The sequence below is a fragment of the Natrinema altunense genome (genome assembly GCF_000731985.1).
GTDB lineage: Archaea > Halobacteriota > Halobacteria > Halobacteriales > Natrialbaceae > Natrinema > Natrinema altunense.
This window is the reverse complement of sequence record NZ_JNCS01000001.1, coordinates 510,067-532,342: the sequence shown is the minus strand read 5'-3', so window position 1 is coordinate 532,342 and position 22,276 is coordinate 510,067. Positions and strand designations below refer to the sequence as shown.

The 22,276-nt window shown below is 51.5% G+C and carries 31 protein-coding genes; 25 read left to right on the top strand and 6 right to left on the bottom strand.

Annotation, left to right across the window (positions count from 1 at the left end; translation table 11 throughout):
* The first annotated feature begins 164 nt into the window (after positions 1–164).
* The 13 genes from ALTAJ2_RS02750 to ALTAJ2_RS02690 all read left to right on the top strand — a co-directional run bounded on the left by ALTAJ2_RS02750 (position 165) and on the right by ALTAJ2_RS02690 (position 8,341).
* Positions 165–1,439: a COG1470 family protein gene (locus ALTAJ2_RS02750; protein WP_007110801.1), complete on the top strand. Its 1,275-nt coding sequence runs from the start codon at positions 165–167 to the stop codon at positions 1,437–1,439.
* 146 nt (positions 1,440–1,585) lie between these two features.
* Positions 1,586–2,140 carry a hypothetical protein gene (locus ALTAJ2_RS02745; RefSeq protein ID WP_049900980.1) on the top strand — a complete coding sequence of 185 codons (555 nt, stop codon included), beginning with the start codon at positions 1,586–1,588 and terminating at the stop codon, positions 2,138–2,140.
* Between the two features lie 16 nt (positions 2,141–2,156).
* Positions 2,157–2,714, top strand: coding sequence for a hypothetical protein (locus tag ALTAJ2_RS02740; protein WP_007110803.1), 558 nt, complete (start codon positions 2,157–2,159; stop codon positions 2,712–2,714).
* Positions 2,715–2,729: 15 nt separating this feature from the next.
* Positions 2,730–3,401: a hypothetical protein gene (locus ALTAJ2_RS19040; protein ID WP_144240188.1), complete on the top strand. Its 672-nt coding sequence runs from the start codon at positions 2,730–2,732 to the stop codon at positions 3,399–3,401.
* Between the two features lie 255 nt (positions 3,402–3,656).
* The gene (locus ALTAJ2_RS02730; RefSeq protein WP_007110805.1) at positions 3,657–3,893 is read left to right on the top strand and encodes a hypothetical protein; all 237 of its coding nucleotides are present in this window, start codon (positions 3,657–3,659) and stop codon (positions 3,891–3,893) included.
* A 145-nt stretch (positions 3,894–4,038) separates the two neighbouring features.
* Positions 4,039–4,389 (top strand): hypothetical protein, encoded by a 351-nt coding sequence (locus ALTAJ2_RS19035; RefSeq protein WP_144240187.1) that lies wholly within the window; start codon positions 4,039–4,041, stop codon positions 4,387–4,389.
* Between the two features lie 9 nt (positions 4,390–4,398).
* On the top strand, positions 4,399–4,650 hold the full coding sequence (locus ALTAJ2_RS02720) for a hypothetical protein (RefSeq protein WP_049900983.1): 252 nt from the start codon (positions 4,399–4,401) through the stop codon (positions 4,648–4,650).
* The gene (locus ALTAJ2_RS02715; RefSeq protein ID WP_007110808.1) at positions 4,647–4,994 is read left to right on the top strand and encodes a hypothetical protein; all 348 of its coding nucleotides are present in this window, start codon (positions 4,647–4,649) and stop codon (positions 4,992–4,994) included. The genes ALTAJ2_RS02720 and ALTAJ2_RS02715 overlap by 4 nt, the downstream gene beginning before the upstream one ends.
* Positions 4,988–5,239 (top strand): hypothetical protein, encoded by a 252-nt coding sequence (locus ALTAJ2_RS02710; RefSeq protein WP_007110809.1) that lies wholly within the window; start codon positions 4,988–4,990, stop codon positions 5,237–5,239. Before ALTAJ2_RS02715 ends, ALTAJ2_RS02710 begins: the two co-directional genes overlap by 7 nt.
* Complete coding sequence (locus ALTAJ2_RS02705) at positions 5,236–6,018, top strand: hypothetical protein (RefSeq protein ID WP_007110810.1); 783 nt, start codon at positions 5,236–5,238, stop codon at positions 6,016–6,018. Before ALTAJ2_RS02710 ends, ALTAJ2_RS02705 begins: the two co-directional genes overlap by 4 nt.
* Positions 6,019–6,039: 21 nt before the next feature.
* A complete protein-coding gene (locus ALTAJ2_RS02700) occupies positions 6,040–7,068 on the top strand; it encodes a hypothetical protein (RefSeq protein ID WP_007110811.1) in 1,029 nt (342 codons plus the stop codon).
* A 17-nt stretch (positions 7,069–7,085) separates the two neighbouring features.
* Complete coding sequence (locus tag ALTAJ2_RS02695) at positions 7,086–7,718, top strand: hypothetical protein (protein ID WP_007110812.1); 633 nt, start codon at positions 7,086–7,088, stop codon at positions 7,716–7,718.
* On the top strand, positions 7,715–8,341 hold the full coding sequence (locus tag ALTAJ2_RS02690) for a hypothetical protein (RefSeq protein WP_007110813.1): 627 nt from the start codon (positions 7,715–7,717) through the stop codon (positions 8,339–8,341). Before ALTAJ2_RS02695 ends, ALTAJ2_RS02690 begins: the two co-directional genes overlap by 4 nt.
* A gap of 146 nt (positions 8,342–8,487) precedes the next feature.
* Here the strand turns inward: ALTAJ2_RS02690 and ALTAJ2_RS19550 are convergent, their stop codons facing one another.
* Both ALTAJ2_RS19550 and ALTAJ2_RS02685 read right to left on the bottom strand, forming a co-directional pair.
* On the bottom strand, positions 8,488–8,634 hold the full coding sequence (locus ALTAJ2_RS19550; RefSeq protein ID WP_007110814.1) for a hypothetical protein: 147 nt from the start codon (positions 8,632–8,634) through the stop codon (positions 8,488–8,490).
* Positions 8,631–9,182 (bottom strand): hypothetical protein, encoded by a 552-nt coding sequence (locus tag ALTAJ2_RS02685; RefSeq protein ID WP_007110815.1) that lies wholly within the window; start codon positions 9,180–9,182, stop codon positions 8,631–8,633. The genes ALTAJ2_RS19550 and ALTAJ2_RS02685 overlap by 4 nt, the downstream gene beginning before the upstream one ends.
* A gap of 107 nt (positions 9,183–9,289) precedes the next feature.
* Here ALTAJ2_RS02685 and ALTAJ2_RS02680 point away from each other — a divergent pair, with 107 nt between their 5' ends.
* Positions 9,290–10,252 carry a hypothetical protein gene (locus ALTAJ2_RS02680; RefSeq protein ID WP_007110816.1) on the top strand — a complete coding sequence of 321 codons (963 nt, stop codon included), beginning with the start codon at positions 9,290–9,292 and terminating at the stop codon, positions 10,250–10,252.
* A gap of 18 nt (positions 10,253–10,270) precedes the next feature.
* Here ALTAJ2_RS02680 and ALTAJ2_RS02675 read toward each other — a convergent pair whose 3' ends face one another.
* Complete coding sequence (locus tag ALTAJ2_RS02675) at positions 10,271–10,759, bottom strand: hypothetical protein (protein ID WP_007110817.1); 489 nt, start codon at positions 10,757–10,759, stop codon at positions 10,271–10,273.
* A gap of 620 nt (positions 10,760–11,379) precedes the next feature.
* Here ALTAJ2_RS02675 and ALTAJ2_RS02670 point away from each other — a divergent pair.
* Both ALTAJ2_RS02670 and ALTAJ2_RS18445 read left to right on the top strand, forming a co-directional pair.
* Positions 11,380–12,135 carry a hypothetical protein gene (locus ALTAJ2_RS02670; RefSeq protein WP_050031418.1) on the top strand — a complete coding sequence of 252 codons (756 nt, stop codon included), beginning with the start codon at positions 11,380–11,382 and terminating at the stop codon, positions 12,133–12,135.
* Positions 12,136–12,149: 14 nt separating this feature from the next.
* Positions 12,150–12,995, top strand: a complete 846-nt coding sequence (locus ALTAJ2_RS18445; protein ID WP_160163708.1) for a VRR-NUC domain-containing protein — start codon at positions 12,150–12,152, stop codon at positions 12,993–12,995.
* 12 nt (positions 12,996–13,007) lie between these two features.
* Here ALTAJ2_RS18445 and ALTAJ2_RS02665 read toward each other — a convergent pair whose 3' ends face one another.
* The gene (locus ALTAJ2_RS02665; protein ID WP_007110819.1) at positions 13,008–13,454 is read right to left on the bottom strand and encodes a hypothetical protein; all 447 of its coding nucleotides are present in this window, start codon (positions 13,452–13,454) and stop codon (positions 13,008–13,010) included.
* A 292-nt stretch (positions 13,455–13,746) separates the two neighbouring features.
* Between ALTAJ2_RS02665 and ALTAJ2_RS19380 the strand changes: the two genes are divergently transcribed.
* From ALTAJ2_RS19380 to ALTAJ2_RS02645, 6 genes are read left to right on the top strand one after another with little or no spacing between them, the layout of a single operon-like run.
* Positions 13,747–13,884, top strand: coding sequence for a hypothetical protein (locus ALTAJ2_RS19380; protein WP_160163709.1), 138 nt, complete (start codon positions 13,747–13,749; stop codon positions 13,882–13,884).
* A 15-nt stretch (positions 13,885–13,899) separates the two neighbouring features.
* A complete protein-coding gene (locus ALTAJ2_RS20235; protein ID WP_275039516.1) occupies positions 13,900–14,034 on the top strand; it encodes a hypothetical protein in 135 nt (44 codons plus the stop codon).
* 36 nt (positions 14,035–14,070) lie between these two features.
* Positions 14,071–14,598: a hypothetical protein gene (locus ALTAJ2_RS02660; RefSeq protein WP_007110820.1), complete on the top strand. Its 528-nt coding sequence runs from the start codon at positions 14,071–14,073 to the stop codon at positions 14,596–14,598.
* Between the two features lie 9 nt (positions 14,599–14,607).
* Positions 14,608–15,237, top strand: a complete 630-nt coding sequence (locus tag ALTAJ2_RS02655) for a hypothetical protein (protein WP_007110821.1) — start codon at positions 14,608–14,610, stop codon at positions 15,235–15,237.
* Positions 15,230–15,754: a hypothetical protein gene (locus ALTAJ2_RS02650; RefSeq protein WP_007110822.1), complete on the top strand. Its 525-nt coding sequence runs from the start codon at positions 15,230–15,232 to the stop codon at positions 15,752–15,754. The genes ALTAJ2_RS02655 and ALTAJ2_RS02650 overlap by 8 nt, the downstream gene beginning before the upstream one ends.
* A 3-nt stretch (positions 15,755–15,757) precedes the next feature.
* Positions 15,758–18,187, top strand: a complete 2,430-nt coding sequence (locus ALTAJ2_RS02645; RefSeq protein WP_007110823.1) for a hypothetical protein — start codon at positions 15,758–15,760, stop codon at positions 18,185–18,187.
* Here the strand turns inward: ALTAJ2_RS02645 and ALTAJ2_RS19545 are convergent.
* Complete coding sequence (locus ALTAJ2_RS19545; protein ID WP_007110824.1) at positions 18,184–18,336, bottom strand: hypothetical protein; 153 nt, start codon at positions 18,334–18,336, stop codon at positions 18,184–18,186. The two genes, ALTAJ2_RS02645 and ALTAJ2_RS19545, sit on opposite strands and share 4 nt — an antisense overlap.
* Positions 18,337–18,378: 42 nt before the next feature.
* Entirely contained in the window at positions 18,379–18,765 is a 387-nt protein-coding gene (locus ALTAJ2_RS02640; RefSeq protein ID WP_007110825.1) for a hypothetical protein, read from the bottom strand.
* Positions 18,766–18,971: 206 nt separating this feature from the next.
* Between ALTAJ2_RS02640 and ALTAJ2_RS02635 the strand changes: the two genes are divergently transcribed.
* From ALTAJ2_RS02635 to ALTAJ2_RS02625, 3 genes are all read left to right on the top strand, one after another.
* A complete protein-coding gene (locus tag ALTAJ2_RS02635) occupies positions 18,972–19,991 on the top strand; it encodes a hypothetical protein (RefSeq protein ID WP_007110826.1) in 1,020 nt (339 codons plus the stop codon).
* A gap of 115 nt (positions 19,992–20,106) precedes the next feature.
* Positions 20,107–21,336: a hypothetical protein gene (locus ALTAJ2_RS02630; protein ID WP_007110827.1), complete on the top strand. Its 1,230-nt coding sequence runs from the start codon at positions 20,107–20,109 to the stop codon at positions 21,334–21,336.
* Positions 21,337–21,387: 51 nt separating this feature from the next.
* Complete coding sequence (locus tag ALTAJ2_RS02625; RefSeq protein ID WP_007110828.1) at positions 21,388–22,260, top strand: hypothetical protein; 873 nt, start codon at positions 21,388–21,390, stop codon at positions 22,258–22,260.
* The last annotated feature ends 16 nt before the right edge of the window (positions 22,261–22,276 follow it).

The following is a 22,276-nucleotide window of genomic DNA, read 5'->3' as shown; positions in this document are numbered from 1 at the left end:
GGATCTAAAGACAGAGCTCGACATCGCTGTTGCCCGAAGCGAGTACAATCAGAGGACTGTTCTGTCCGCTTTGATCGACGCAGGTCTGGATACTGGGGAGGGGAATACCTGTGTCGACGAAAACCTAGAGGATCGTCTTGAGCAGTGGAGCGAACACTATAACGGTGAAAGTGGTGGAGAAGAGTAGCGTCTTAGTTCTCGCTGTAGTCCTGTTTTCAGGTGTGGCAGCTGCTGAAGTCCCAGAGCTCTCGGTCAGTCCCAGTAATGTGACGGAGTCTCTGCCTGCTCATCAGGTGCAGGAGCTCGAGTTCGAGTTCGTCAACGAACATCAGGATAAGAAGATCTACAACGTCTCCCTGGAGGACCAGCCGTACTTGAACTGGTCGGAGAACCGGTTCCATATCAACGCGTCTCAGTCCAGGACGGTGGAGGCGGAGTTTTACACGGAGACGCCGACCAGAGTTAACGACTCCTTCTCCGTACCTTACTACTACAATCAGACGGAGGGGAACAACACGGGGATTACTTTTGACAAGAATTTCTACCCGGAGCTGAGTTTCCAGTTGTCGACGTTCTATGAGGAGACGAATGTCTCGTTGGATGTGTTCAAGCAGAACTTTACCTTGGAGCTGGGTGAGTCTGAGTCCTCGGTGTTTGAGGTGCGGAATGATGGGAATGAGACCGGCTTCAACGTGTCGTACGATGCTGAGGATATCCGCTTTGACCCAGGAAGTGACTTCAATTTGACCAGGGATGATAGCCGCTTAGTGAAGTTCAACGTCAGTATTCCTAAGCCGAGTGAGAATCCGACGAACGCTACTAACCGCACCTATACGAGGACAGTCCAGGTTTCCGGTGAAAACTTCGAGACACGGAGTTTCTCGGTGAGTGTGTTTGTGCCGTTCAGGGAGTATGATGAGGTGGAGCGGCAGGAGGATATCGTGGAGTACCTGCAGGAGATCCAGTCTTTCTGTGCCCAAGAGGAGAACCAGGATTTACCGATTTGTGGTGGCGAGGTGGTTCGATATCAGAACCGGACTGAATTCATCAATAATACGCCAGTGTATCAGGCGAATTTCACTGAGGCGGAACGGGACGCGTTGATTCAGTATGCGAATGCGTCCACAGAGAAGTACAGTGATATCCTGGAGAGGATCCGGCTTCAGCAGAATACGATTCGTACGGAGCAGGAGGAGACACGGACAGCTATTGGTTCGAACCTGAGTCAAGTGGCGAACGCTACGCAGCGGAATACTGAGGCGATTGAACGGTTGGCGGGGCAGATTGAGCAAGAGCTTCAGGAGGATCAGCGGGAGCAGGAGAACCGGAGGACGTTTAATACAATTTTGCTGATTCTCTTTGTTTTGCTTGGTATGGCGTTTGGAGGAGTTAAGATGTTCAAAATCTGGATGGAAGCGTCGAGAGATCGGCGGATGTAGAAAGGGTGTTTTGCTAAGTGGTGGATCGACGTCGAGCAGCAGCCGCAGTCGGAGTACTGTTCGCCCTGGTAGTTGTCGTGTTGCTGGCGGCAGGGTGGATTCAGTTGCCGTCAGTACTGTTCAGCTGGTACGGAGTAGGTTTAGCTGTGGGAACCTTGGTGATTGTCGGGGTAGTGTTTGCGGCTGTCCAGTTCAGGTCGGATGATGGTATTGATTTCAGTCGGAAGTCGGAGAAGCAGCTGAGTGAGGCTGAAGCCTTCGACCTCGCCAGGTATTATCTACGTTTTGAAATGCTGATGAGGATAGAGGAAACGGTGGATCGTGGTCCTGTAATTGAGGGTGGTCAGCGTGAGGATAGTGATCCGGTGAGGCTGTACCAGTTGGTGTTTGAACGCCGGAACCGGAATGAGAAGGTTGGGTTCCTGATGGACTTGGAGCAGAGTAATCTGCAGGTCGATGTGAGTGATCACGAGTTGATGAAGGAGACGGTTCGCCAGGTGAACAACACTCGATTGATCCGTGCTTCCAAGATGGAGAATTTCAACGAGGCTATGGAGAGTGCTCGTGAGGACTTGGCGGAGTCGTTGGTTCAGACGATTACGGAAAGGGAGTACGAGAACGGTGAGTTGAAGAGGGAGAGGGAGCGCCCAGCTCTTCCTTACAGGAAATCTGATTCAAACAGCAGTGGCGCGGAGACTTGAGGTGTGAAATTATACTATGGAACTGTTTAACGATCAGGCGGAGCATCCTTTGGTGCTGAACTTTACGCAGAAGATGGAGTTTGCTCAAAACTTTCTAATCGGGCAGTATGTGGATCAGGAGACGAAGACTCGGAACGGGGAGACTCGGACTATTGTTGAGTGGTATCCGACGGATGCTGTTGACAAGGAGGAGTCGGATCGATTGCAGCGGACTGAGGTATACCCTGATAACTTGTTGACCTGGGGACAGGGTGAGATCTCGCCGAGGAAGATCTACGTGATGCTACCGGACGGGTATTCAGAGCTTCCGGAGATGGTGAAGAGTGATGCTCCTGGTGACTCTGTGGCCAGTTTGGGTCGTTTCTTTGCCCAGTTCCATTACCAGTATCGTGCGGTGCTTGAGGCGTTGGAGGTTGTCGCTGAGAATGAGCCGGAGGTTATGGAGAAGGTCCGGTTTGCTACGAAGAACTCTGAGCTGGATGATGCGATGACTGAGAAGGCGCGTGAGTTCTTCGAGATGGTGGACGAGTTTTCAGAAAATCAGTCGTCAAACAGCAGCAGTAATTCGGACTAAACAGGTGGATGATTAGTGACGGACGATTTGGTCGAAGAGGAAGAAGTGGATGAAAGCTCTGGTGAAGACGAGTTTTTCGGAGTTTTCACTAGTGGTCTCGTAGCCGGAGGAATATTCTTAGCCGGTGTAATCTTCACGCTGGCAGGTGTTACGTACGGGCCGACTGGTTTCGTTGGGGAGCCTGTGGATTCTTCGCCAGATATGCAGGGTTTCCAGGATGCTGTTGCGGTGTATGAGAGTGAGGGAGTGTTCAATCGAAGTTTTTCGGTATACAGCCGTAATGGATCGATGGGTGTTTCGTGTGATGTGAGCCGTAGGGATGAGCTCCAGATCTCTCGGGATACCTTCCTGTATGATGAGTCGACGAGGTGCAGCCTCCAGTTGCCCGTAGTGGAGAACAGGAGTTGGTCGGTCGAGGACGTCGAGAGTGTGGATGTGTTTTTCCAGTCTCGTGGATCTGGAGAGTACAGGATCGGGTTCGACTCTTCGAGTAGTGAGTTCCTGGCGTGTAGTTTGTCGGAGAGTGACCGGGAGAGGGTTTCTGATGGTGTTTTCCGGTATGCTGGTTCGACGGGATGTAGTGTTTCGTTGGGGAGTCTGTACCAGGAGTGGGGTAATTCCAGCTTTGAGGATATCCGGGTCCATGACCAGGGTAGGGAAGTGGTCGGGAACCGGACCACGTCGTAGTTTTTTAAATGTGGATGGATGATTCTGTATTGAAGGAGACTTTGTCTGGGGCGGAGAAGAGTAGGAAATCAGCTTGCCCGAGGTTCCTTGGTACCTCTGCTACTGGCCGAGACCCGGCGGGCATAGACACCTACCCGACTAACAGCGGGAGTGGTGGACGGACACACCTGCTTCCTCCCTCTCTTCTCCACCCCAGTATCTACTTCTCCGTTTTCTCGGGTAACTGATAAAAAGAGAGTTCGAGAATATCGTTCTATGGGCTTAGTTGGTTATCTGATGTCGGGACAGTTCTGGTTCTCGATGTTCCTATCGTTGCTGACGGCGATGGTGGCGACGATGCGGGTGACCGGTACGACTCAGGGGAATCTGTGGATGCAGTTGAACCTGAGTAATACCCGGAATAAGGCGGTTTTCGCAGCGATCTTTACCGGGGTATCGGCGGTGATGATCCCGGTACTCTATGTGATGGGTATTGGGCTTGCTCACCTGTAGTCTGAATCTGTTGAGAACCAAGGACTGTGCAGACCTTTTTCCTCTTTCTTCTCCGGATGTTTGGTGTCCACCAAACACTTATAAAATATCTTACAAAATTGTGGGATAGAAGGGTAGGACAATTACTGACAAGGTGGAACACGAAGTGACAGAATCAGACAGAGTAGAACAGGTCAAAATGCCCAGTACAGGGGCTACAATCACTCGCAAAATCAATATCGGAGAAAAGTACGAGAACGTTGAGCTGGAGGTATGGCGTTCTTCAGGGTCTCTTGACGATACCAGTCGAGAAGCTGTGAAGCAGGAGCTCGAGGAGATCGTCGAGCACTTGGTCGAGATCGTTGAGTACCGTGTTGAGGACTGGAAGGCTCAGACTCTCTCTGATGAAGAATTGGAGGAGGTTCTTGATGAAGTCGAACGAGATCTCAAGGCTGGTGATGTAGAGGCAGCTGGTCAAAAGCTACAGACGATTCGTAGTGAGCTCCAGGAGAGGTGATTTCTGAAGATGGCTAATCCTGATGTATATCTGAACTTGGATCACGTTGAAGAGATGGATGATGGCCAGTACAAGGTGTCCTGTCCGTATGACGACGAGGAGTTTGTAAGCAAATCTTTGGATGAGGCTCTTCTCAAGGAGGGGATTTACCGGGCTGAGAACCACATCGATTCTTCTGAGAAGATCAACCGGCAGAACGATATGGAGCATACTCGGCGTAACATCGTTGAGGAGTGGAGAACAGGTGAGAATCGGGCGTGAGTTGGGATGATGATTTGAATCCTGATACGGGTCGGCGTTCGGAACACTTCGATAGACGGGTATCAGAGGAGTCAGAGTCCTCGACGGAGGCGGAGCTTGAGTGCGAGATCTGTGGTGAGGGCTTTGAGGTGATGCCAGCGTTGCAGAGTCATGTCGATGAGGAGCACACCGAGTTTCCGGAGAACAGGAAGGACCTGAACTTCCTGACCTGTGTGAACTGTTCGAGGAAGAACTTCTACAACCCGGATGATCCAGGTAGCAGAGACAACGTCGAAGTGGTTGAAGAAGATGAGGCTCCGGTGAAGATTACCTGTGAGTGTGGCGAGGTGATTGAGACGTGGTAGACAACGATGAGCCGATTGATTACTTCGATATTGATGCTGGTCCGGTGAGGGAGGACCACAGTATCAATCAGTTGGATACGCCGAGGGAGATCTATCAGAAGTTGAATCGCGGAGTGGTTGCTAATCCCGGTGAGTACCTGATGTATCAGAGGCAGAAGCGCCTGCAGATTATGCAGGGGCTTCATCAAAGTATCGAGGAAATCGATGAGCTGGAGGATCTGTACGAGGTAGGTGGTTTCGAGTGAAGGATTTGCTGTTTCAGATGAGGGAGGAGTGGGTGAAGAAGCATTTGCAGGGTCGGTATGAGGGCCGGTTCTGCCGTGTTCCTGTACGGCAGGAGCCGGAGTTATCGGGTGAGGAGCAGCGTATCCTGTTTAGCGACGGCGAGAGGGTGATCGGCGAGTCGGTGATTTCTGATATCAGGAAGGGGGAGGTTCGTTTTGAGCCGTTGACGGCGGTTCGGAAGCCGAATCCGGAGGAGCCGCCGGAGAACGGTTTCGAGTATGTTGATGCGGAGGATTGCCCCAGGTATAGTATCAGGTTCCACGGTGTTGAGCACGGTTACGAGACGCTTCACGATGTAGTTGAGGCTGTCCTGGATAAACGCGAGGAGGCCAGGAATTCGGACGAAGTACTGTGTCACATCTTCTGGACTGAGGTAGAGGGATTGGATTTGAATAAGTACAGGGAGTTCGCCGAGAGGTTGGATCGTGGGACGCTTCTCGGTGTTCGTGACGAGTTCCAGGTCCAGAGAGGGGTGTATCCTCCTACGGATCCGGAGATGGTTGTGAAGCGGTACAAGGAGTCTGCCAGGGCGACAAGGATCTACGGCTCTATCAAGGGGTATGTGGAGACTGTTCAGGAGTACTACCGGGAAGACGGTCAAGAAGATCTTGCTGAGGAGATCGGTGAAAGAGTGGAGTTTCCGGGTGAGTCAGAGAGTGAGAGGTCGAATGAAGTAGTTCGCGAGCGTGTTTCTAAAATCAGTTACAGCGAGGTAGGGCGAGAGACTGCCGCTAAATGATGTTTTTAGAGGTATATTGCTATGAGCTCAGACAACGAGTTCACGGTACACGTTAAAGGCGAGAATCTAAATCTGAAGATTGCTCCTGGGTCCGAGGAAGAATGGAAGAGGGCTGTTTCCTTGGTTGAGCTGGCTGCTGAACTGGACGGAGTTGAACTCGGGTCTTCTGAACTGCAGAGTTTTGAGGATGTGGCAGAGCATTTCGAGAACGAGGTCGGTGATCTGCGGAGAGAGTTTGATTCGGTTCAGACGCAGCTTGAGACGGTGATGGATAACTTTGTCAGCGATGAGGAGCTGGAATCCAAGCTCAATAGCATCGAAGAGACGATTCAGGAAGATGGTTCTGCCTCGCTTGATGTCGATGAGAAGCTCTCTGCGATGTGGGAGATGATTGATAAACTGGAAGAGAAAGTAGAGGAAGTACACCAGGATAGGGAGTCACAGTCTTCTAGCGAGGATCTCTCTGATGACGTTGAAGAGGCAAGCAGGAGGGAACAGGACGAGGTCGAAGAGTCTTCACTCGGTGAAGAAGGCTCCGTTGAGGATGAAGAGTCATCGGATGCTGAAGGAAGGTCTCTGAGTGATATCCGTGAGAAGAGTGTTGAAGATAGGAACGAACTGGTCTTCGAGTTGATCAAGAGGCATCAACCGGTTCACGGTATTTCGGAGCTCGGAGAGTATGTGTATGGCCACGAGGTTGAGTCAGGAACAAAGGAGTACGGCGAGCTCGGTAACCGGGTTTCCGATATCCAGGATCGGATCGAGAAGGAGTCGGATGGCACTTCGACGGTGTACTATGTGGATGGTGAGAAGCCGGAGAAGGCAGATGGTGCTCAGCGTCTCGATGATATCGACCAGAATGATATCGAAGGGATGAGTCTGATTTGTACTGTGTGTCAGAGCGGGGATGCTGTTTTTGACGGCGTGAGTGGTGCCAAGAGGCATCGCCGTGATGAAGATCACGACAGTTGGGTTATCGCTGCGATCCCGAACGATGACTGGAAGAACGGGAAAACCGTGGAGAACATCGTAGAACGCCGGACCGCGTAGAACCGAGGTGATCTGGTGTGAGTGTTGATGATGTCAGTAGGGATGCTTACGAGCAGATGATTGAGTCTGGTCGGATTACTGAGCTTCAGGATTTGGCGTTCAATACGGTTCGAGAGTTCCATGAGGAGTACGGGTATTGGCCGACGTACCGGGAGGCTCACGCTTTCTTGGCGTTGGAGAAGGATCATACTGAGGCACAGTTGAAGGGTCCGGCGTATATTCGTCGTCGGTTGAGTGAGCTTGTGGTGGATCCTGAGGATAGTGATCCGGATTTGCTGGAGAAGCAGGAGCCACGGACTCAGAAGTATCTCGAGGAGGAGGTTGATGATATCGAGGGTACTTCTGAGGCTCGTCCGGTGAAGATCCGTGATGACTGGGTGAGGGATTGGATTGAGGATAATCCTGGTCCTGGTCAGGTTGACGGGGAGGAGTATAGGACTGAGGAGGTGAACGGTGTCGAGACCTATGTTGATGAGAATGGTGACCGGTACCTGTTCAAGCCGGGTGAGGAATCCGAGAGTGAGGCAGAGTCTCAAGTGGGGGATGAGCCTGTGGAAGCTGAACCGGTGGATGAATCTCAGGAGGAAGAAGAGGGTGATGCCAGTCAGCAGGTTTTGCTGAAAAATGGTGAGGTGGTAGGATCGGATTGAGGGAGAAGAAGCAGTTGTTGGATGAAGTGGTGGAGCAGCGAAGGCGGAACCAGGATTTGAGGAGGGAGCTTCGGCATTGGAACTGGTTCGGCTGGCTGTTCTTGGTTCTCTTGGTAGGGGTGGTGGTTTTACCTGGGATCTTCCTTACGAGGGTTGCCCCAATGCATCCGGAGATGTGGTCGGATCCAGTAGGGAAGGAAGTAGTTGTACCTGTATCTGAGTACCGTGTTTTTGACCGTAGTTACAACGAGTCCTTGGAGAAGGGTTTCTGCCTTTTCGGGGATGTTGACGAGGACCAGGTGTGGATCCGGGAGGTTGACTTGGCCGAGAATCCTGAAAAGCAGAGTGCTGGAAGTGTCGACTTCGATTGTATGGATGAAGTCGGCGGTAGGTGGAAGCAGCTATTGTTGAGTTCGGATTACAATTTTCTCGGTACTGCTCATACGCATCCAGACCTTGCGCGTTTGAGTCGTGTGGATGCCAGGAATCTTGGCAGTTCTTGGTGGTGGGCGAGTATCCGCGGTATCTTCAATGGTGATGAGTTGAGCTTCTTCGCCTACGGAGATCCGGTAGAAAAGATGGAAATGGATTTTGTGTCGGTGGGTGCGGATTACCGAGCTTAGATATAGGTTCGGTCGAGGGCCTTTCTGAGCTGAATCCAGTTGTCGATATAGCGAATCAGAGCTCACCTCCAGCGAACCGTTCCATGTTGAATACCTGCTGCTGACTCGAATTTAAAACTTGTAGGCGGAAAGAGTTTCCAGCGGTCTTACTCGTCGTCGGAGGAGTCGCCAGACCGTGTATTGTCGGGGCTGTCTCCGCCCTTGAACGTCTCGTGGGAGCCGAATTGTCCCAGGTCGGGGGCTTCACCGTCGCCGGAGGAGCCACCGTCACCGGAGTTTCCTTCGTCGGTCATACTGTAAAGAGGAGTAGAGCACCTGCCACTAAAAGTATGACGCCGAGGATAGAGGTGAGAAGGGCTCTGTCGACGTCTTCGGACTTATCTTCTGTTGTCGGCTGCATAGCATCGATGTCGTCTGCGTGGATCCGTAGTGCGTGGGAGAGGTATTCGTCTTCTTCGTAGTCGTGATCGGATACGGCGCGGTACATATCTGTTTCAGGGCCTGTCCTGACTCTTTCTCGTTCCTGGGTTTGGAAAGCGGTGTATGTGGAGTAGCCGAGTACTAGGGCAGCTGCGGCGAGGACCAGGCCGGGGATTAGGGTGAGTTGGTTTAGTCCGGATTGAATCGGTACGAGTGCTGCGAAGACTGTTGCGACTAGACCGTTGAACTGTACGATTCGCCAGGATTTCTGAGTGACATCGTTGAGGGATTGGAGTTCGTGGTCGAGGACACGTCGGGCATCCTCGAGTGCGTGGCGTCGAGCTTCTGTGGAGGTATCTGTTTCCTCTTCTTCAGATTCCTCCTCTTCCTGTTTCTCTGTCTCTTCCACGCTGCTCCCCATACTCGTCGATGTAGGCGGTGAATTAAGAGACTATGGGACTCAGAGGAAAGCCGTACTGTCGGCTGTAACGGTAAACATTCATTTTGCTGGCGTGTCCGCGTTTTCATATGGCTGTTGACCTCGTTTTTAATTGGCTTCAGGAGTGGGCTCAGGTGATTGCTGGGCTTGGCTCCGTTCTTCTTACTGGTGGCCTGGTCTACCTCTATTGGCAACAGCAGAACTTGTTGAAGCGGGAGCTCAACCGTGATGTCCGTCATCGGCATACAGAGACTCTTCGTAAGCGGATTCGGGCCTGGCACGGGGATATCGATGAGTTGGGTGTGAGTGATGATGCGGGCTTTTTCAGCGACGAGACGAATCTTCCGAAGGTCCGTGGTGCTTCTGTCGAGCCAGCTGCTCCGTTGGTTGATGTGGTTGGCCGGGATACGGGGTTTCGTGTGGTTCCTGAGGCAATCGAGGATGACCGGTATCTGCGGGATCTCCTGGAGAATCACGCTTCTGAGTTGCGGGAGTTGAAGGAGGAGATAGAGGGGCTGTACCAGGATTTTGAATCTGCGAAGAGTGACTTTAGAAGCGAGTTCTCTGATGGCCGTAAGGTTGAGACAGAGGGGTATATTTTGGAGCCGACACAGTTCTTTGATGAGTGGGTGTTTCAAAAGGCGGTCATCTTGAACCGTGAGCACTTGAGTACGGATAAGGAGCGGTTGCGAGCTATAGCGGAAGATAGTATGGATGAGACCACGGCCAGGTCAGATCCTGCTACGGTTTCCTTTACTGCAGATGCTCGTGGAAGTGCTCGGGTCTACACTTACGAGGCCCTGCTCAAGTCTGACGACCTCGATGATCTTGATGAGTATCGGGACGAGATCGAGGAGGAAGTGCTGGAGATCTACTACGATGCTATTGATGACTTGGGGGAGGAGGGTGTCTATCGGCACGCTGTGGATGCTGCCGAGATCTTGGATGAGATGGCGGAGAGAATTGAGGAGTTGAAGGCGAAGCTCGTGGAGTACGAGGGACATCCGCTCTATATGGGTGACTGTCCCTATCTGGATGAGGCAACGCTGTAAACTGGTTTCCTTGATCGCTTAGTTTAGCTCGTCGTAGCGTTCTTTCACGACGTGGGCGGTTAGTCCGACGAAGAAGAGGGTGGCTACGCCGATGTTTTCGTCGTAGTAGGCGTCAGGGGAGCCGTGCATTATCCGGTGGCGGTGGTTCCAGAAGGCATCCCACTTCTGTTTGAACGCTTCTCCTTCATCGTCTTCTACTCCGAATATGGCGTGTTCATCGTACCATTCCTCCAGTGCGCGTTTCTTTTGCCGTCCAAGGTATACGGGCTCCTCTCCGTCGTTGTAGTGGTTTGGCTCGATCTCTGAATCGTTCTCGCAGAGCCAAGTGATGAGGCCGTCCAGTGATGAGAGCAGGAGGTGGAGTCCTTTGTATGGGTATTCGATTTCAGGGTCATCGGATTCTTCTGCGAAGGATTGGGAGCCTTCTTCGATACGTTCTGCTATGGTGTTTAGATCAGTGTCGTCGGTTGATTCGAGATATTCCCTGCCTTCGTAGGTCCACTTCATCGCTGTGAGAATTGCTTCTTCTCCTGGTGAGTAGTCGTCAGGGTCATAGTCCCAGGGTGGACCGAGATTGATGTACTCCTCTGCGTACTCTCTGGATTGTTCTAATCTCTCTTGGCCTTGCTGAACAGCTTCTACCAGTTGGTTTAGCTCTTCTTGCGATGGGAAGGCCTCTGTCGCTGCACGTAGTGTCTCTTCAGATAGTCCGAAGAGTGAATCGTCGGATCACTCATTACTGTGGTATCAGTCTCAAGCTGATGTAAAGCCCGACACTACCAGGTGCTGCAGATATTGACACGGGTGGGGTGTTGACCCGGGTTCTAAATTTTTGACCGGGGAATCACCCCCTGGAGTGCAAATCTGAGTTTCTGTGAGACGGAGTCTTTCTGCAGGTGGTTGTGGACTGAGTCGTTGGTGGTGAGGTCGGAAGGATTTGCTGTAGTTTCCCCGTGTCGAAGCGGGAGATCTACCTGGGAAAACACGGTTCCTGGTATACAGCTGGTTCTGTAAGGTGTCAGGGAACGTTTTCTCTGGGCGGTGTGGTCGGGCAGGGTATTTTCTTAAGCGTGGGTTGGCCAGTCTGAATCAGGGTCTGCGAACGCGACCTGCGAACGAACTACTTGGTGATAGATCTGAAGGCTATAGACCGTATACTGTGGTTGACTTACGGGAATCACGCGAGCAGCAGCAAATCTAGAGAAGAGGCAGAGCTCATTCTCGATACGCTTTCTCGTAGCGGGAAGTCGAGACGTGGCGAGGTGATGAGTCAGTTAGGTCTTGATGAAAGTAGTGACGAGGATGTTGACTTGTTCAATAAGCGGATTCGACCGTTGAAGGGTACTAGAAGCGGGAGTCCGATGCAAGTTGGATTTCTACACTCTTCGATAGAGGCTAACGAGCATTATGTCTCTCTGTCTGTTCCGGTGTTTGACGCGACCTGGAGAGGCTTGAGGAACGAGGTGCTGGAGTTCGTTGACCGATTTTACGGCTTAGAGGTTCCGAATACTCGGACGCTGGATAAGATTGTTTGGCTGGCTTATGCGAATCACTCAAACACGTATGAGCACCGTCAGAATGCTCGAACTGTTCTGAAGTATCTCTTGGAGAATGGTGAGACAGGCAAGCAAGAGCTGATGTCTGAGATCGGTTTGGAGTACGGTGATGAGAACGATGATCAACGGTTCCGTGGGATGATGAAGTATCTGAGGGGTAGCTGGAAGGATGAGGAAGACGCGTTGAATCCGCTGCACACCAGTAATCACGGTTTCTTGGTCAGTCAGGAGATGAGAGGTCAGAGGGCTTACTATCAGATTGATGTTCGGGAGTTCAAATCGTCGATGAATGTTGTGGCTGGGAATATCCGGTCTTTCCTGGGTTGAGGTGGATTCCAAGAGTGAAATACCTCATCTATACTTTAAGTAACAGTGGAGAGGGAATTCGTGTTATCGTAGAAGATGAAAATAATGTGTGTGACGGTTACGAGGAGATTGTTAGAAGGTACTTCTCTCAGGAAGCTGCTCTTACCCTGAATTTGAGTCCAAAGCTGGCTCCAGAGACTGTTGAACTTGCTTTGTTCCAGGAAGGATTTTCCCGGATCTCATATGATTGGGTCGAGACTGGAGTTCCGGACATCTTAGTAATAGATCGAAGTGGAGAGAAGAGATTTATCGAGGTGAAAACGGCTGGCGATGGCTTGAGTGAAAATCAGATAGAGTGGGCGCGAAAATACGATTTTGACCAATCTATCGCTTATGTTGTAGAGGTAGAGAGCTCTGTAGATTCTGACTTACAGATAGGGAATGAGGACCTGTTTCGCATTGATGAATCGCTCCGAGGCAGAGAAGACCTGATAGAACTGTGTTACGAGGACGTATCTTCTCACAAATATGCTGAAGAAATTAGAGCCGCTCTCGATGTGTTATCTGAAAAGCGATTAGTGGAAGAAACTCACTTAGAACAAACTGTAGGATTAAAAAGTGTTTCAGGGTCGAAACAGCTGGACGAGATCTTGAGACCATTGATGGAGCATTCTGATCTAAAGCATCCACCTGTTATGAGGTATAGAGTTGGGAGTGAGGTATATTATTATCTCACATCTGTTGGTATCAAAGTCAGAGGCTCAAATTTAGATAGAGAGGTGATGAATCGGATTAAAGAGTTTGTGGGTGAGTACAAATCTCTTAGCTCAGTAAAAGAGCGACGGGAGATTACTGGAGAACTCATTCTCGACATTTGGTGATACTCTCCACGGTTAGACGTTGAGTTCGTCTCTGAGTCGGAAGTATTTGGGTAGGGCGTAGTATCTGGCCCTGTACCCCTTGTATTTGTTTTTGGGGTTGCTTTGCTTGATCCAGTTGGTGACTTGTCCGTTGCGGTAGTCGAGGATGAATAGAGTTGATATACCGTTGTTTCCTCCAGCGGATGTGCGAGCGCAGTATCTGCCGTCAGGGAGGTCGGGGAACCGGTTTTCGAAGTACTGGAAGAAGTCGTCCTTGTCTCTGAGGTCGTAGATGCTGGTGTATCCGCTGGGAGGGTTCCTGGGGAGTTTGATTTCTCTTGGGGGCTTGTGGGTTTGGTAATTCCAGAGTACTCCGCCTGTCTTGGTTTCTTTCTCTGTTATAGTTTCGAGCTTGTATTTGCGGCTGGGTCTGAAGTTATACTGGTTGATGATCTTCTGTACTGCGTCTTCTGTATCCACTCGTGGCTTTTCACCTCGATCTTTCCTGGATTTGGGCGTGGGGTTGTTGGGGTGCGAACACCCCCCTATTGTGATGGGTCGGTAATGACACCAATCTGACCCTATGTACGTGTTATATATGTAATCTACCGTGCACAGATATAAGAGTACACACCAGACACAGTTCGCATTCGACCCTCCCAGGGGGGTGAATCCACCCTCTCTAAATTTTTCAGTCGATACAAGACAGTGGTATCGAAGTAGTGTTCGCTCTACAGCGAACACTTAAAAATACTGACTTGAAATGTTATCTGTGGAGCTGGTCGCGGTATCAGCTATCGTCCTCGCAGGACTCGCCTTTCCATTCCTGCCGTACCTGGTGTACAGGATCTGTACTGACCAGAGTAAGGGCGATGTCGACGAGCTCCCAGGCAGCTACGAACTGGATTGAGGTGTTTGGTAGACAGTGAACGATGAAGAGTTTGTGAGGATTCTGAAGAACGACTTGGACTCCACTCTCGGTTGGATTGAGAAGGTGGCTTCGGAGGAGCAGCTGGAAGAGGTCAAAGAGTACGTGAGGGAGAGAACAGCTGACTGGTGACTCAATCTTATAAATATCGTTTTGCCAATTCACTCTATGAGATCTATTTTCTTAGCTGCGGCACTGGTCCTGTTTTCGGCGTCGGTGTCGGGTGCTTCAGCGGGTGTTGAGCCGGAGCCTGGTTTGATGACTGCTGGTTCTCCGATTTACGGTTTGGATATCGCTGTTGACCAGGTACTGATGGTGACTCCGTTGATGGATCCTGGTGATGTGGCTTTTGAGCGGGCTTCGGAGATGGTGGTTGCTCAGCAGCGGAACAATAGTGAAGCGTTCGAGAAGGCTTCTAGCCAGTTGAATAGGACGGTTGATTCGGCGGATCGGAGGCACAGGCAAGGGTTGTCGAAGGCTGCTGGTGTCTTGGAGTCGGTGAATGCCAGTTTACCGGCGGAAGCACAGAGCGGGATTCAGAATGCGTTGAGTCAGGTTCGCCGTGCTCAGAACCGGACTGTCGAACAGGGATTGTTCTCGGAAGAGATCTCTCCAGGTGGGCTTGGAGATGAGTCGAACCGGTCTGAGTCAGAGGCCGGAAGTGATAGACCTGATATCGAGGTTCCAGGGGGTTGATGCCACGGAATGGGTTTCGTTCTCTCTGTGTTGGCGAAAGTGTTGAAGCTGCCTTTCGTGAAGGGGCCTGTACTGTTCTTCAAGGGCTTGAAGAAGTATGGTTTGTACTCCTGGTTGATCTTCGCTGTCTTCGTGTTACCTGGTATTATCGGGTCTTACTCGTTTCTCAGGTCGCAGGGTTTGGAGCTTGTATTTGCTGTTCCGGCGGCCTTCGGTGTAGAGTTTGGCGGCCTCCTGTCCAATATTGTCCACGGGTTTCAGCAGATGCAGGGTGCGGGTGTGGTAGCGTCGTTGATTATCTTAGGTGGTATGATGTCTTCAGCTGCGAATCTGATATGGGGTGCTATCGTCTGGGTGAAGGTGAATAAGCTGGTGGAGGGACAGAACTTGTCGAAGCTGTATATCACGGTTACAGGACTGATATTCTTGTTTTTCGCGGTCTCGTTGACCTTGTTCATCGACCAGTATGTGTTGGAAGAAGGAACTCGACGATTGGCAGGGATGACGTATGTCCTGAGCTCTCCGGGTGAGGCGTTGAGTCCGATGTTGGATGTGGTTCAGGGCTGGTCGTCGACACCGGAACCGGTCAATTCAACTCTTAAAAACATCTCTGAGGCAAATTCCAGTATGGGTGGCTGATTGGGTGGCGGATCAAATTGAGAAGCAGGTTTTCCACGTCGACGAGGAGTGGAGTCAGGAAGACGAACGAGAGAAACAGAATGTTCTGGATGAGGTGTTCAAGCAGCGTCCTTTGGCCTTGAGGAAGGCGCGTAGAGGGATGGATGCGTTGCAGGATGCCCGTGAGGAGGATGCTGATGTAATCGGGTATCTGTACTGGCTGGCTTACAATACGGTCAACGCGGCGGTGAACTACGCCCGAGTGAATGACGACAGCAGTCGAGAGAAACTGGAGGAGCTGGAGGAAGAGTTCCGTGAAACCTTGAAAACGGATGAGATAGAGATTACGCCGTATGAATTGAAGAAGTTGAGTAGGGAGGCGAAGAAGATCAATAGGACGCCGGCGCGTCTTCGCCGTTTGATGGAGGAACGAGGCGAACGGATCCAGCATTTGATCGGGTTTGCCTATGCCGGTACGGAGGCGGTTCGTGACGGTGCAGGCGGAGAAGAGGAGATGAGTATGACTGACGAGAGGTGATGCTTGATAGCGTTGGATAAACCGTTCGAGTTCCTCTACGATCTGAATCATATTTTGACGACGTACAACGAGGGGCAGAAAGAGAACTCCCAGAACAATAACCTCGTAGTTCCTGGTATCCCTCGATCGGGAAAGGGTCAGGTCACTGGTTGGGCGAAAGAACACGGGCTCGAAGGAGGGCACATCAAGTTGTTCGAGGTCCACGCTTCGAAGATTTCTCACCTGGCGGAAGTCTTCCAGTTCCTGTTTCCGAACGGATTTTTCTTGAATCGGAAGGCGAAGAAAGAGCTTGACCACGAGGAGGAGCCGAAGGGTGTGAAGCAGTTGCTGAAGCAGGACCGGTACAGCGATCCAGATACTACGGTGTCTGATATCGAGGATGTTATCGAGGTGTTTGAGGAGGAGAAGCCGCCGAGGCGTATCGAGAAACTGGATGAGTTGATTGAGGCGGAGTCGAACGATAGTTTACGTCAGCGTTTGGAGGAGGCGAGGGAGAAGCAGGTGGAGATCAGGGATCGGCTTCAGCAGATCTACAACTGGGGTTATACGAACTCAGATCTTCCAGACCTATTCAGGCGGAACTACTCGAATGGTCTAAACTCGAGCTTCTCGATCCAGGTGTTCACTCCGATTTCCCGGAATATGCCGACCTGTGATGTGCCGGATTTTTTCGAGCCTTTCGCTGTGCCTGTGGATGATTTTGAAAGATATGAGCAGTTGAAGTGGGGTTTGCGGATTATCCATCCTGACCGGTTCAATCAGTACAAGGATTTCTACGGTCGAGCGGTGAAGGTTGGGGATACGAGCTACCAGGATCTACGGAATGTTGATGACTTGAAGGAGAGCGATCACTTCGTTTCCAAGGAGTACGGGGATGGTGAGTCGTTCAAGGATACTCGGGTGGCGCATCAGAAGGATATCAAGGGGAAGTTCCAGCGTGATTGGGATGGCCGGTTTACTGAGGGAGTGGTGTGTTCCAGTGATTTCGAGTACAAGCTTCGTCCTCGTTTGAAGGAGGCGATGCTGTCCGATGAACCGGATATCGTGACCCTGTATACCGGTTTCATCAGTGATGAGACGCTGCGGAAGTTCGTCATGGTGTATTTTATGGAGACGATGTTCGATATCGTTCGGAACCTGTCTGGCACCGAGCTCCAGAAGCTGGATTGCCAGTTTATCGCGTCGATTCTTGAGGCTCAGGAGGTGATTAAGAAGTCGAGTAAGTCGAATTCGTTGAGTGCTGCTGACCGGGCGTTCAACCGTTTCATCTGGGAGGCGATGAACGACTCTGGGCACTACAACTTCAATTTCTGGTTCGATACGAAGCCGTCTGAGACGCACGGGAACTTGTTGTCGAAGGCGTCGAAGCGGATTGTGACTCGGATGAACAAGGAGGATGTTCGTTCGTGGTACACTGGGTCGACGCGGGATGATATCTTAGAGGCGTTTTCGACCAGGGACTACCGACAATTGGACGGCAGTTATCCCGAGTTCGGGTACGGATTCATCTACGATGACAACGTGGTTGACTGGAGGAAGAATGGTAGGACGCGGTACGGTCACCGGTTGCCGACGCCCCGGATGTGTGTTCAGGATCCTGTCGACGAGATCTCCAACGAGGACTGGAGCCTGTTCACTGAGGAGTTGGATCGCTGGGGGACGATGAATTTCCAGGAGTATATGGACGCCCTGTTCAAGGAGGACTGGGAGAAGTCTGCGGAGCCGTATATTGAGGAGTCGAAGCGGAAGCAGCGTGAGAAAGAGAAGGAAGAGGAGGAGCGTGAAAAGAATCGGAAGGAGATGCTTCAGGAGATGGCGCGTGAGAAACTCCGGTTAAAGGTTGAGCAACGTGGCGGCATCCCTGATTCCTGGACAAGTCTATCGGAAGAGATCTTGGAAGAGATGCACGAGGAGGGCCGTGCTGAGGACTGGGAGCATCCTAAGAACATTATGGATCCGACGAAGGATCTCCGTGATGAGCTGGAAGAGGAGTTTGCTGCTCAGGCGGATGATTTCGATGCTGAGGAGATCAGTGAGGAGATGCGTCGTGATGAGGATGCTATCGTGCGTTTCCTGTTTGGTGCGACGTCGACGGACGAGAAGGTGTACCAGATGAAGAAGTTCATCCAGGACAGGTATGAGGATGTACCGAGTGATGTTGCTGAGGAATTGGCGGAGGATGCGGCTAAGGAGACGTGGATGTGGCTGAAGATGCAGGGCTATATGACGAACGGTCACCAGCCCGATGTAGAGAAGGAGGAGTTCCGTGAGGAGATGGAGTTTCAGGGTTCTGAGCCTGAAGAAGATGATTCAGGAAGTGAGGTTGAGCCGCCTGGAGAGGAGTGGAATTGTCGATGCGGTGCTTGGAATCAGGGGGATCGGGTAGTGTGCCGTAGTTGCGGCGGAAACTATGAGGAGACCAGAGAAAGTTAGTTCTCGCAGTTGGGGCATACCTGTTTTTGGACGCCGTCGAGGTCGAGAGTCCATTCGAGTTCGGTTCCGCAGTTGTCGCAGATGTCGTCTTGTTCGTCTTCCTCTTCTTTTTCTGTTTCTGGAAACTCGCCGCCGGGAATCGGATCCATACTCTGTTGTTGCGGTAGGAGGGTCTGTAAGTCTTGGCTGCCCTATGTGAGGTCGAGTCCTTCTCGGCTGTAGTCGAGGGCTTTGGCGAAGAGTTTCTTATTCTCTTTATAATATTCTGTGTCAGTGAAGGCGTCGAGAAGCTTCTGACGGTCTATTTTCCAGGTGTCGTCAGGGCTATCTGCGTTTTTCCTTTTTCCGGCGTGGATCAGTACGCCTGTCTTCTCGAGTTTCTTGAGGTAGTCGTCGGCGTATCTCTTGCTGTGTTCTGTGTTGGATCCGAGGTAGTCGGCGATTTCTGATTTGGTGTATCTATTTTGTTTGCCGGTGAGACCTTCGATGGCTTTGCGGATGCGGCCTTTTTGTTCGAAGTGGAAGAGAAGTTTGTAGGTGAACTTGACTTCGGCGGGTGTATCGCCCTTGATTTCCATATTGTAGATGTGCCAGATGTGTGTTTTTATATCCTTGATAGGTATTGAAATGGAGTTCAATCAGCCGTTTTGAACTCTATATCAAATTGCCTTATAAAGAACAGTTGGTATATGGGTATCTCTGAGTGAAAATCGTTCGATCAGATTTGGGGCTGTATGCTTTGCCTCGGAGGTGAGAATCAACTTTGGATAGAAAAGGAATTGGTATGACTGGTATTGCAGTTATCTTCGGCGGTCTCGTTCTGATAGGGGCCGGTGGATTTGCTGCGCTGAACTATGTCCAGGGAACTGGTGCCCCGGGTGATGTGCCTACGCAGCCGGATCAGTCTCAGCCTGATGACGAGGAGACTGTTGATGGTCCGTGGGAGAACCGTGCGGTGAAGAAGAACATCAATCTGGAGGATATGTCCAGTCAGGATGTGACCAGTGCCACAGTCCATGTCTTCTCTGAGAAGCCTACCGACAACGATGGTAACGAGGTATGGGGTAATGAGAGAGCGATTGAGCCGTACTTCGGTACTTCACAGGAGAAGGATGTAGTCACTGTGGACTCTGAATCGACCACGGTTCAGTACGAGCCAGGGACCTACTACCTTGCTGTCGAATCTGACGGCAGGTATATGACCTTCGATTCAGTGACTATCCCTGACGGATCCAGCTACGGCGACATCAGCCTGTCCGAGTACAACCAGGCACCTGAACAGACCACTGTAGAAGTGGCTGACAGGTACGCTCCAACCCTGGAGCAGTTCGATCTCGGTATCAGCAGCAACACTTCCTCAATCGAGGAACATAGCGCTGACCAGACCATCAAGCCATCAGAAGACACCGAGTACAGAGTCTGGAAGATGGTGATGCACACCGGAACCAACGACCCGACGACCGACAGCAACTCTGACGGTAACTACGACGAAGGAATCAGGAAGATCTACGTCGAGGTCTCCGGTGCAGGACAGTCAGCTGCTACCAGCGAAGTCGTCTTCAATCCTAACAACGGGATTGACAGGCTCGGATCCAACGATAAGGCAGAAGTCGAGCTTGACAGCCTGGTAGCAACCTCAGACCAGCCGCTGACCATCGATGCACGCGTAGTAACGTTTGCGACGGAAGACGGAACGAATCCGGTCGATGGAGACGAGCAGCTTTCGGACGGTGAGAACCCGATTGACATTCAGCTCTTTGACGACAGTGGAGCTGGTACCAGCGCTGTACAGGTCGTAGGATAGATACGGGTGAGATATCCTGGCATTTGCCTCTGGCACAGGGGCTTGGAACTCGGACTGTGCCACCACATATCCCTACCTGAGCTTTCTTTAGGCGTCTACGCTTACCTTCCTGGTAATGAGTGAGGATGAGGAGGATGTGTTTGAGGAGCCTGATTTTGAAGGATTGGAGGAGGCGTTGAAGGCTGATCGTGAGGAGCATCGGGAGCAGGTTTCTGTTGAGTGGGTTGAGACTGTTCGTGAGGCTGGGGAGCTGTGGCGTGACTTGGAGGATGTGGAAGCAGTTGCTGATGAAGTCGGCTTGTCTTTGGAGGAGACGAGGGAGGCGCTTACTGTTTACAGACTGATCTTTGACGAGGTTCCGATGGCTGTTGCTTCAAGAGCAGTTATCCCGGGACAGTCGTTCTTCTCTCTTCAGGGTGAAGTTACAAGACTTGATCCAGAGAATGAGAGTGAATCGGTTGAGGACTTGTTACGGGAGTATGTGGGTGCCGTCTATCTTGAGCACGATATCCAGGAAGAGGAGGTTGGTGAGCCGCCGGAGAGGGAGTCGCCGCCGTCAGGGTTTGAGGGTGTAGGATTGGATCTGGATATGAGTGGAATGTTTCCGAGTTTCGAGATGCCATCTACGGCACTTGCTTCGGTGGCTAATATGCCGGAGTTTCACGATGAAGTGTTTCAGAGCCAGGTTTCGGCTTTGGCTGGTGTTGTGGATCCTGATCTATTTCCGACGGAGCAGATGGTAGCAAGTTCTCTTCAACCTGCGATCGCTCAGCACCAGGAGATGTTTGCTCAGAGTTTGGCTCCTTTGACTGCTGCTCTTGACCATCATCAGAGCTTGATGGCGCAGTCGACGGCGGCGATGATGTCGGAGGCTGTTCAGGATATTGCTTTTCCTGATTCTGTTCTTGCGGACTTGGCGTCGATGCAGCCTGCGATGGATGCTGCGGCAGCTGCTACTACGCATACCCATCCATCCTCGCAGTTTGAGGGGTCGGTGGTTGATGAGGCGTCGAAGACGAGTGTGGAGGCTGAGCCGTTGGAGGCTACTGGAGAGGTAGTTCCGGAAACTGGGCCTGGGGGTGCGATGTTGGATTCTACTCTTCCGGACGCAGACGCGTTTACCACTGAGTTGGTGGTAGAGGTTCCGGCGATGATTGTGGAGTCGATGTTGAGTACGGGGAAAGCGCGTGTCTGGTTTTCTAATCTGTCGGAGGAGCATCAACTGACTGCTGTACGCCTGTTGCTGGCTTCTGTCGCGGTGTATGTCACTGGAAATCCGTTTGCTGCTCCTGTTGCGATTATTCCTGCTCCGTCGGTTCGACGAGCTATCGTGGTGGAGGATTGAATCCTCGTCCACCCTGTTATCTTAAAAACACCTTTCTGACATATTTTCTGTATGGCGGGGAGGACTGAGCAGGCTTTAGAACTTATCTCGATTTGGCTATTCTATGGTATCCTGACGCTTTCAGTTCCTGTTGCTTTGATGTATGGTCTTGGTGCTGCGGAGAACACGAGTAACTTGGTCAAGTTCTTCCTGTATGCTATTATCGGGCTTCCTGTTGTACTATTTAGCGTTATCCGGGTTTACCTGAAGAACAGAGGTTTCTTCGAGGCAAATCCGGAACTGAAAGGGTTTGATTTCATCACGATTCATTCGCCGGAGCAGACTTTCCTTGGGAAGAATCTGGAGTGGGTGAGGTCGCCGATCCGGTTGACGGTAGTGTTCTTGATTGTGGGTATGCTGTTTGGTATGCTTGTGAGTCAGTCGGGTCAGTTTGCTCCTGGTGTCCCGGTCCTGGTTCAGGGTTCGGTGGCGGAGAGCACGACGGCCCTGGGTTTGGCGGTGGAGCCAGCTGTTTCAGCCGAGACCTTGTTCTTTAATGTCGGAGTGTTGATGGCGACGACAGCGGTCTTGACTTTCTTCCTGGTTAGAAGCGGGATGGATCTCAGCGCTGCTATCGTTGCGTCAAAGACCGTGTCGGTGGTGACGACGACTTTGGCGTTCCTGTTCTACCATAATTTCCGGTATGGTGGTTCGGAGACGAGTCAGGTGGGGATCTTGTTGCTGGGGTTCATTACGAATACGTTGACGGCGGTGACGCATTCGATTATTCCGGCTTATATGATTCACGGGTCGGGGAACTTGTTTCAGAAGGCGTCGTCGGCAAGTATCTGGGCGAATGAGGTCTCTGTTGCTTTGGCTTTGCTTGTGGCTTTAGCTGGTGCCGTCCTACTCGGATTCATCTTCATCCTGGACAGCAAGGAGTAGTGATCAGGCGAGTGGT

What these genes read in the sequence shown, in the direction of transcription:
- ALTAJ2_RS02640 (WP_007110825.1), bottom strand. Translation starts at nt 18,765, where the DNA reads ATGGAAATCAAGGGCGATACACCCGCCGAAGTCAAGTTCACCTACAAA.
- ALTAJ2_RS02730 (WP_007110805.1), top strand. Translation starts at nt 3,657, where the DNA reads ATGGGCTTAGTTGGTTATCTGATGTCGGGACAGTTCTGGTTCTCGATG.
- ALTAJ2_RS19545 (WP_007110824.1), bottom strand. Translation starts at nt 18,336, where the DNA reads ATGGATCCGATTCCCGGCGGCGAGTTTCCAGAAACAGAAAAAGAAGAG.
- ALTAJ2_RS02655 (WP_007110821.1), top strand. Translation starts at nt 14,608, where the DNA reads ATGGGTTTCGTTCTCTCTGTGTTGGCGAAAGTGTTGAAGCTGCCTTTC.
- ALTAJ2_RS02675 (WP_007110817.1), bottom strand. Translation starts at nt 10,759, where the DNA reads ATGAAGTGGACCTACGAAGGCAGGGAATATCTCGAATCAACCGACGAC.
- ALTAJ2_RS02680 (WP_007110816.1), top strand. Translation starts at nt 9,290, where the DNA reads ATGGCTGTTGACCTCGTTTTTAATTGGCTTCAGGAGTGGGCTCAGGTG.
- ALTAJ2_RS02630 (WP_007110827.1), top strand. Translation starts at nt 20,107, where the DNA reads ATGAGTGAGGATGAGGAGGATGTGTTTGAGGAGCCTGATTTTGAAGGA.
- ALTAJ2_RS02635 (WP_007110826.1), top strand. Translation starts at nt 18,972, where the DNA reads ATGACTGGTATTGCAGTTATCTTCGGCGGTCTCGTTCTGATAGGGGCC.
- ALTAJ2_RS02740 (WP_007110803.1), top strand. Translation starts at nt 2,157, where the DNA reads ATGGAACTGTTTAACGATCAGGCGGAGCATCCTTTGGTGCTGAACTTT.
- ALTAJ2_RS02685 (WP_007110815.1), bottom strand. Translation starts at nt 9,182, where the DNA reads ATGGGGAGCAGCGTGGAAGAGACAGAGAAACAGGAAGAGGAGGAATCT.
- ALTAJ2_RS02625 (WP_007110828.1), top strand. Translation starts at nt 21,388, where the DNA reads ATGGCGGGGAGGACTGAGCAGGCTTTAGAACTTATCTCGATTTGGCTA.
- ALTAJ2_RS02720 (WP_049900983.1), top strand. Translation starts at nt 4,399, where the DNA reads ATGGCTAATCCTGATGTATATCTGAACTTGGATCACGTTGAAGAGATG.
- ALTAJ2_RS02700 (WP_007110811.1), top strand. Translation starts at nt 6,040, where the DNA reads ATGAGCTCAGACAACGAGTTCACGGTACACGTTAAAGGCGAGAATCTA.
- ALTAJ2_RS02660 (WP_007110820.1), top strand. Translation starts at nt 14,071, where the DNA reads ATGAGATCTATTTTCTTAGCTGCGGCACTGGTCCTGTTTTCGGCGTCG.
- ALTAJ2_RS19550 (WP_007110814.1), bottom strand. Translation starts at nt 8,634, where the DNA reads ATGACCGACGAAGGAAACTCCGGTGACGGTGGCTCCTCCGGCGACGGT.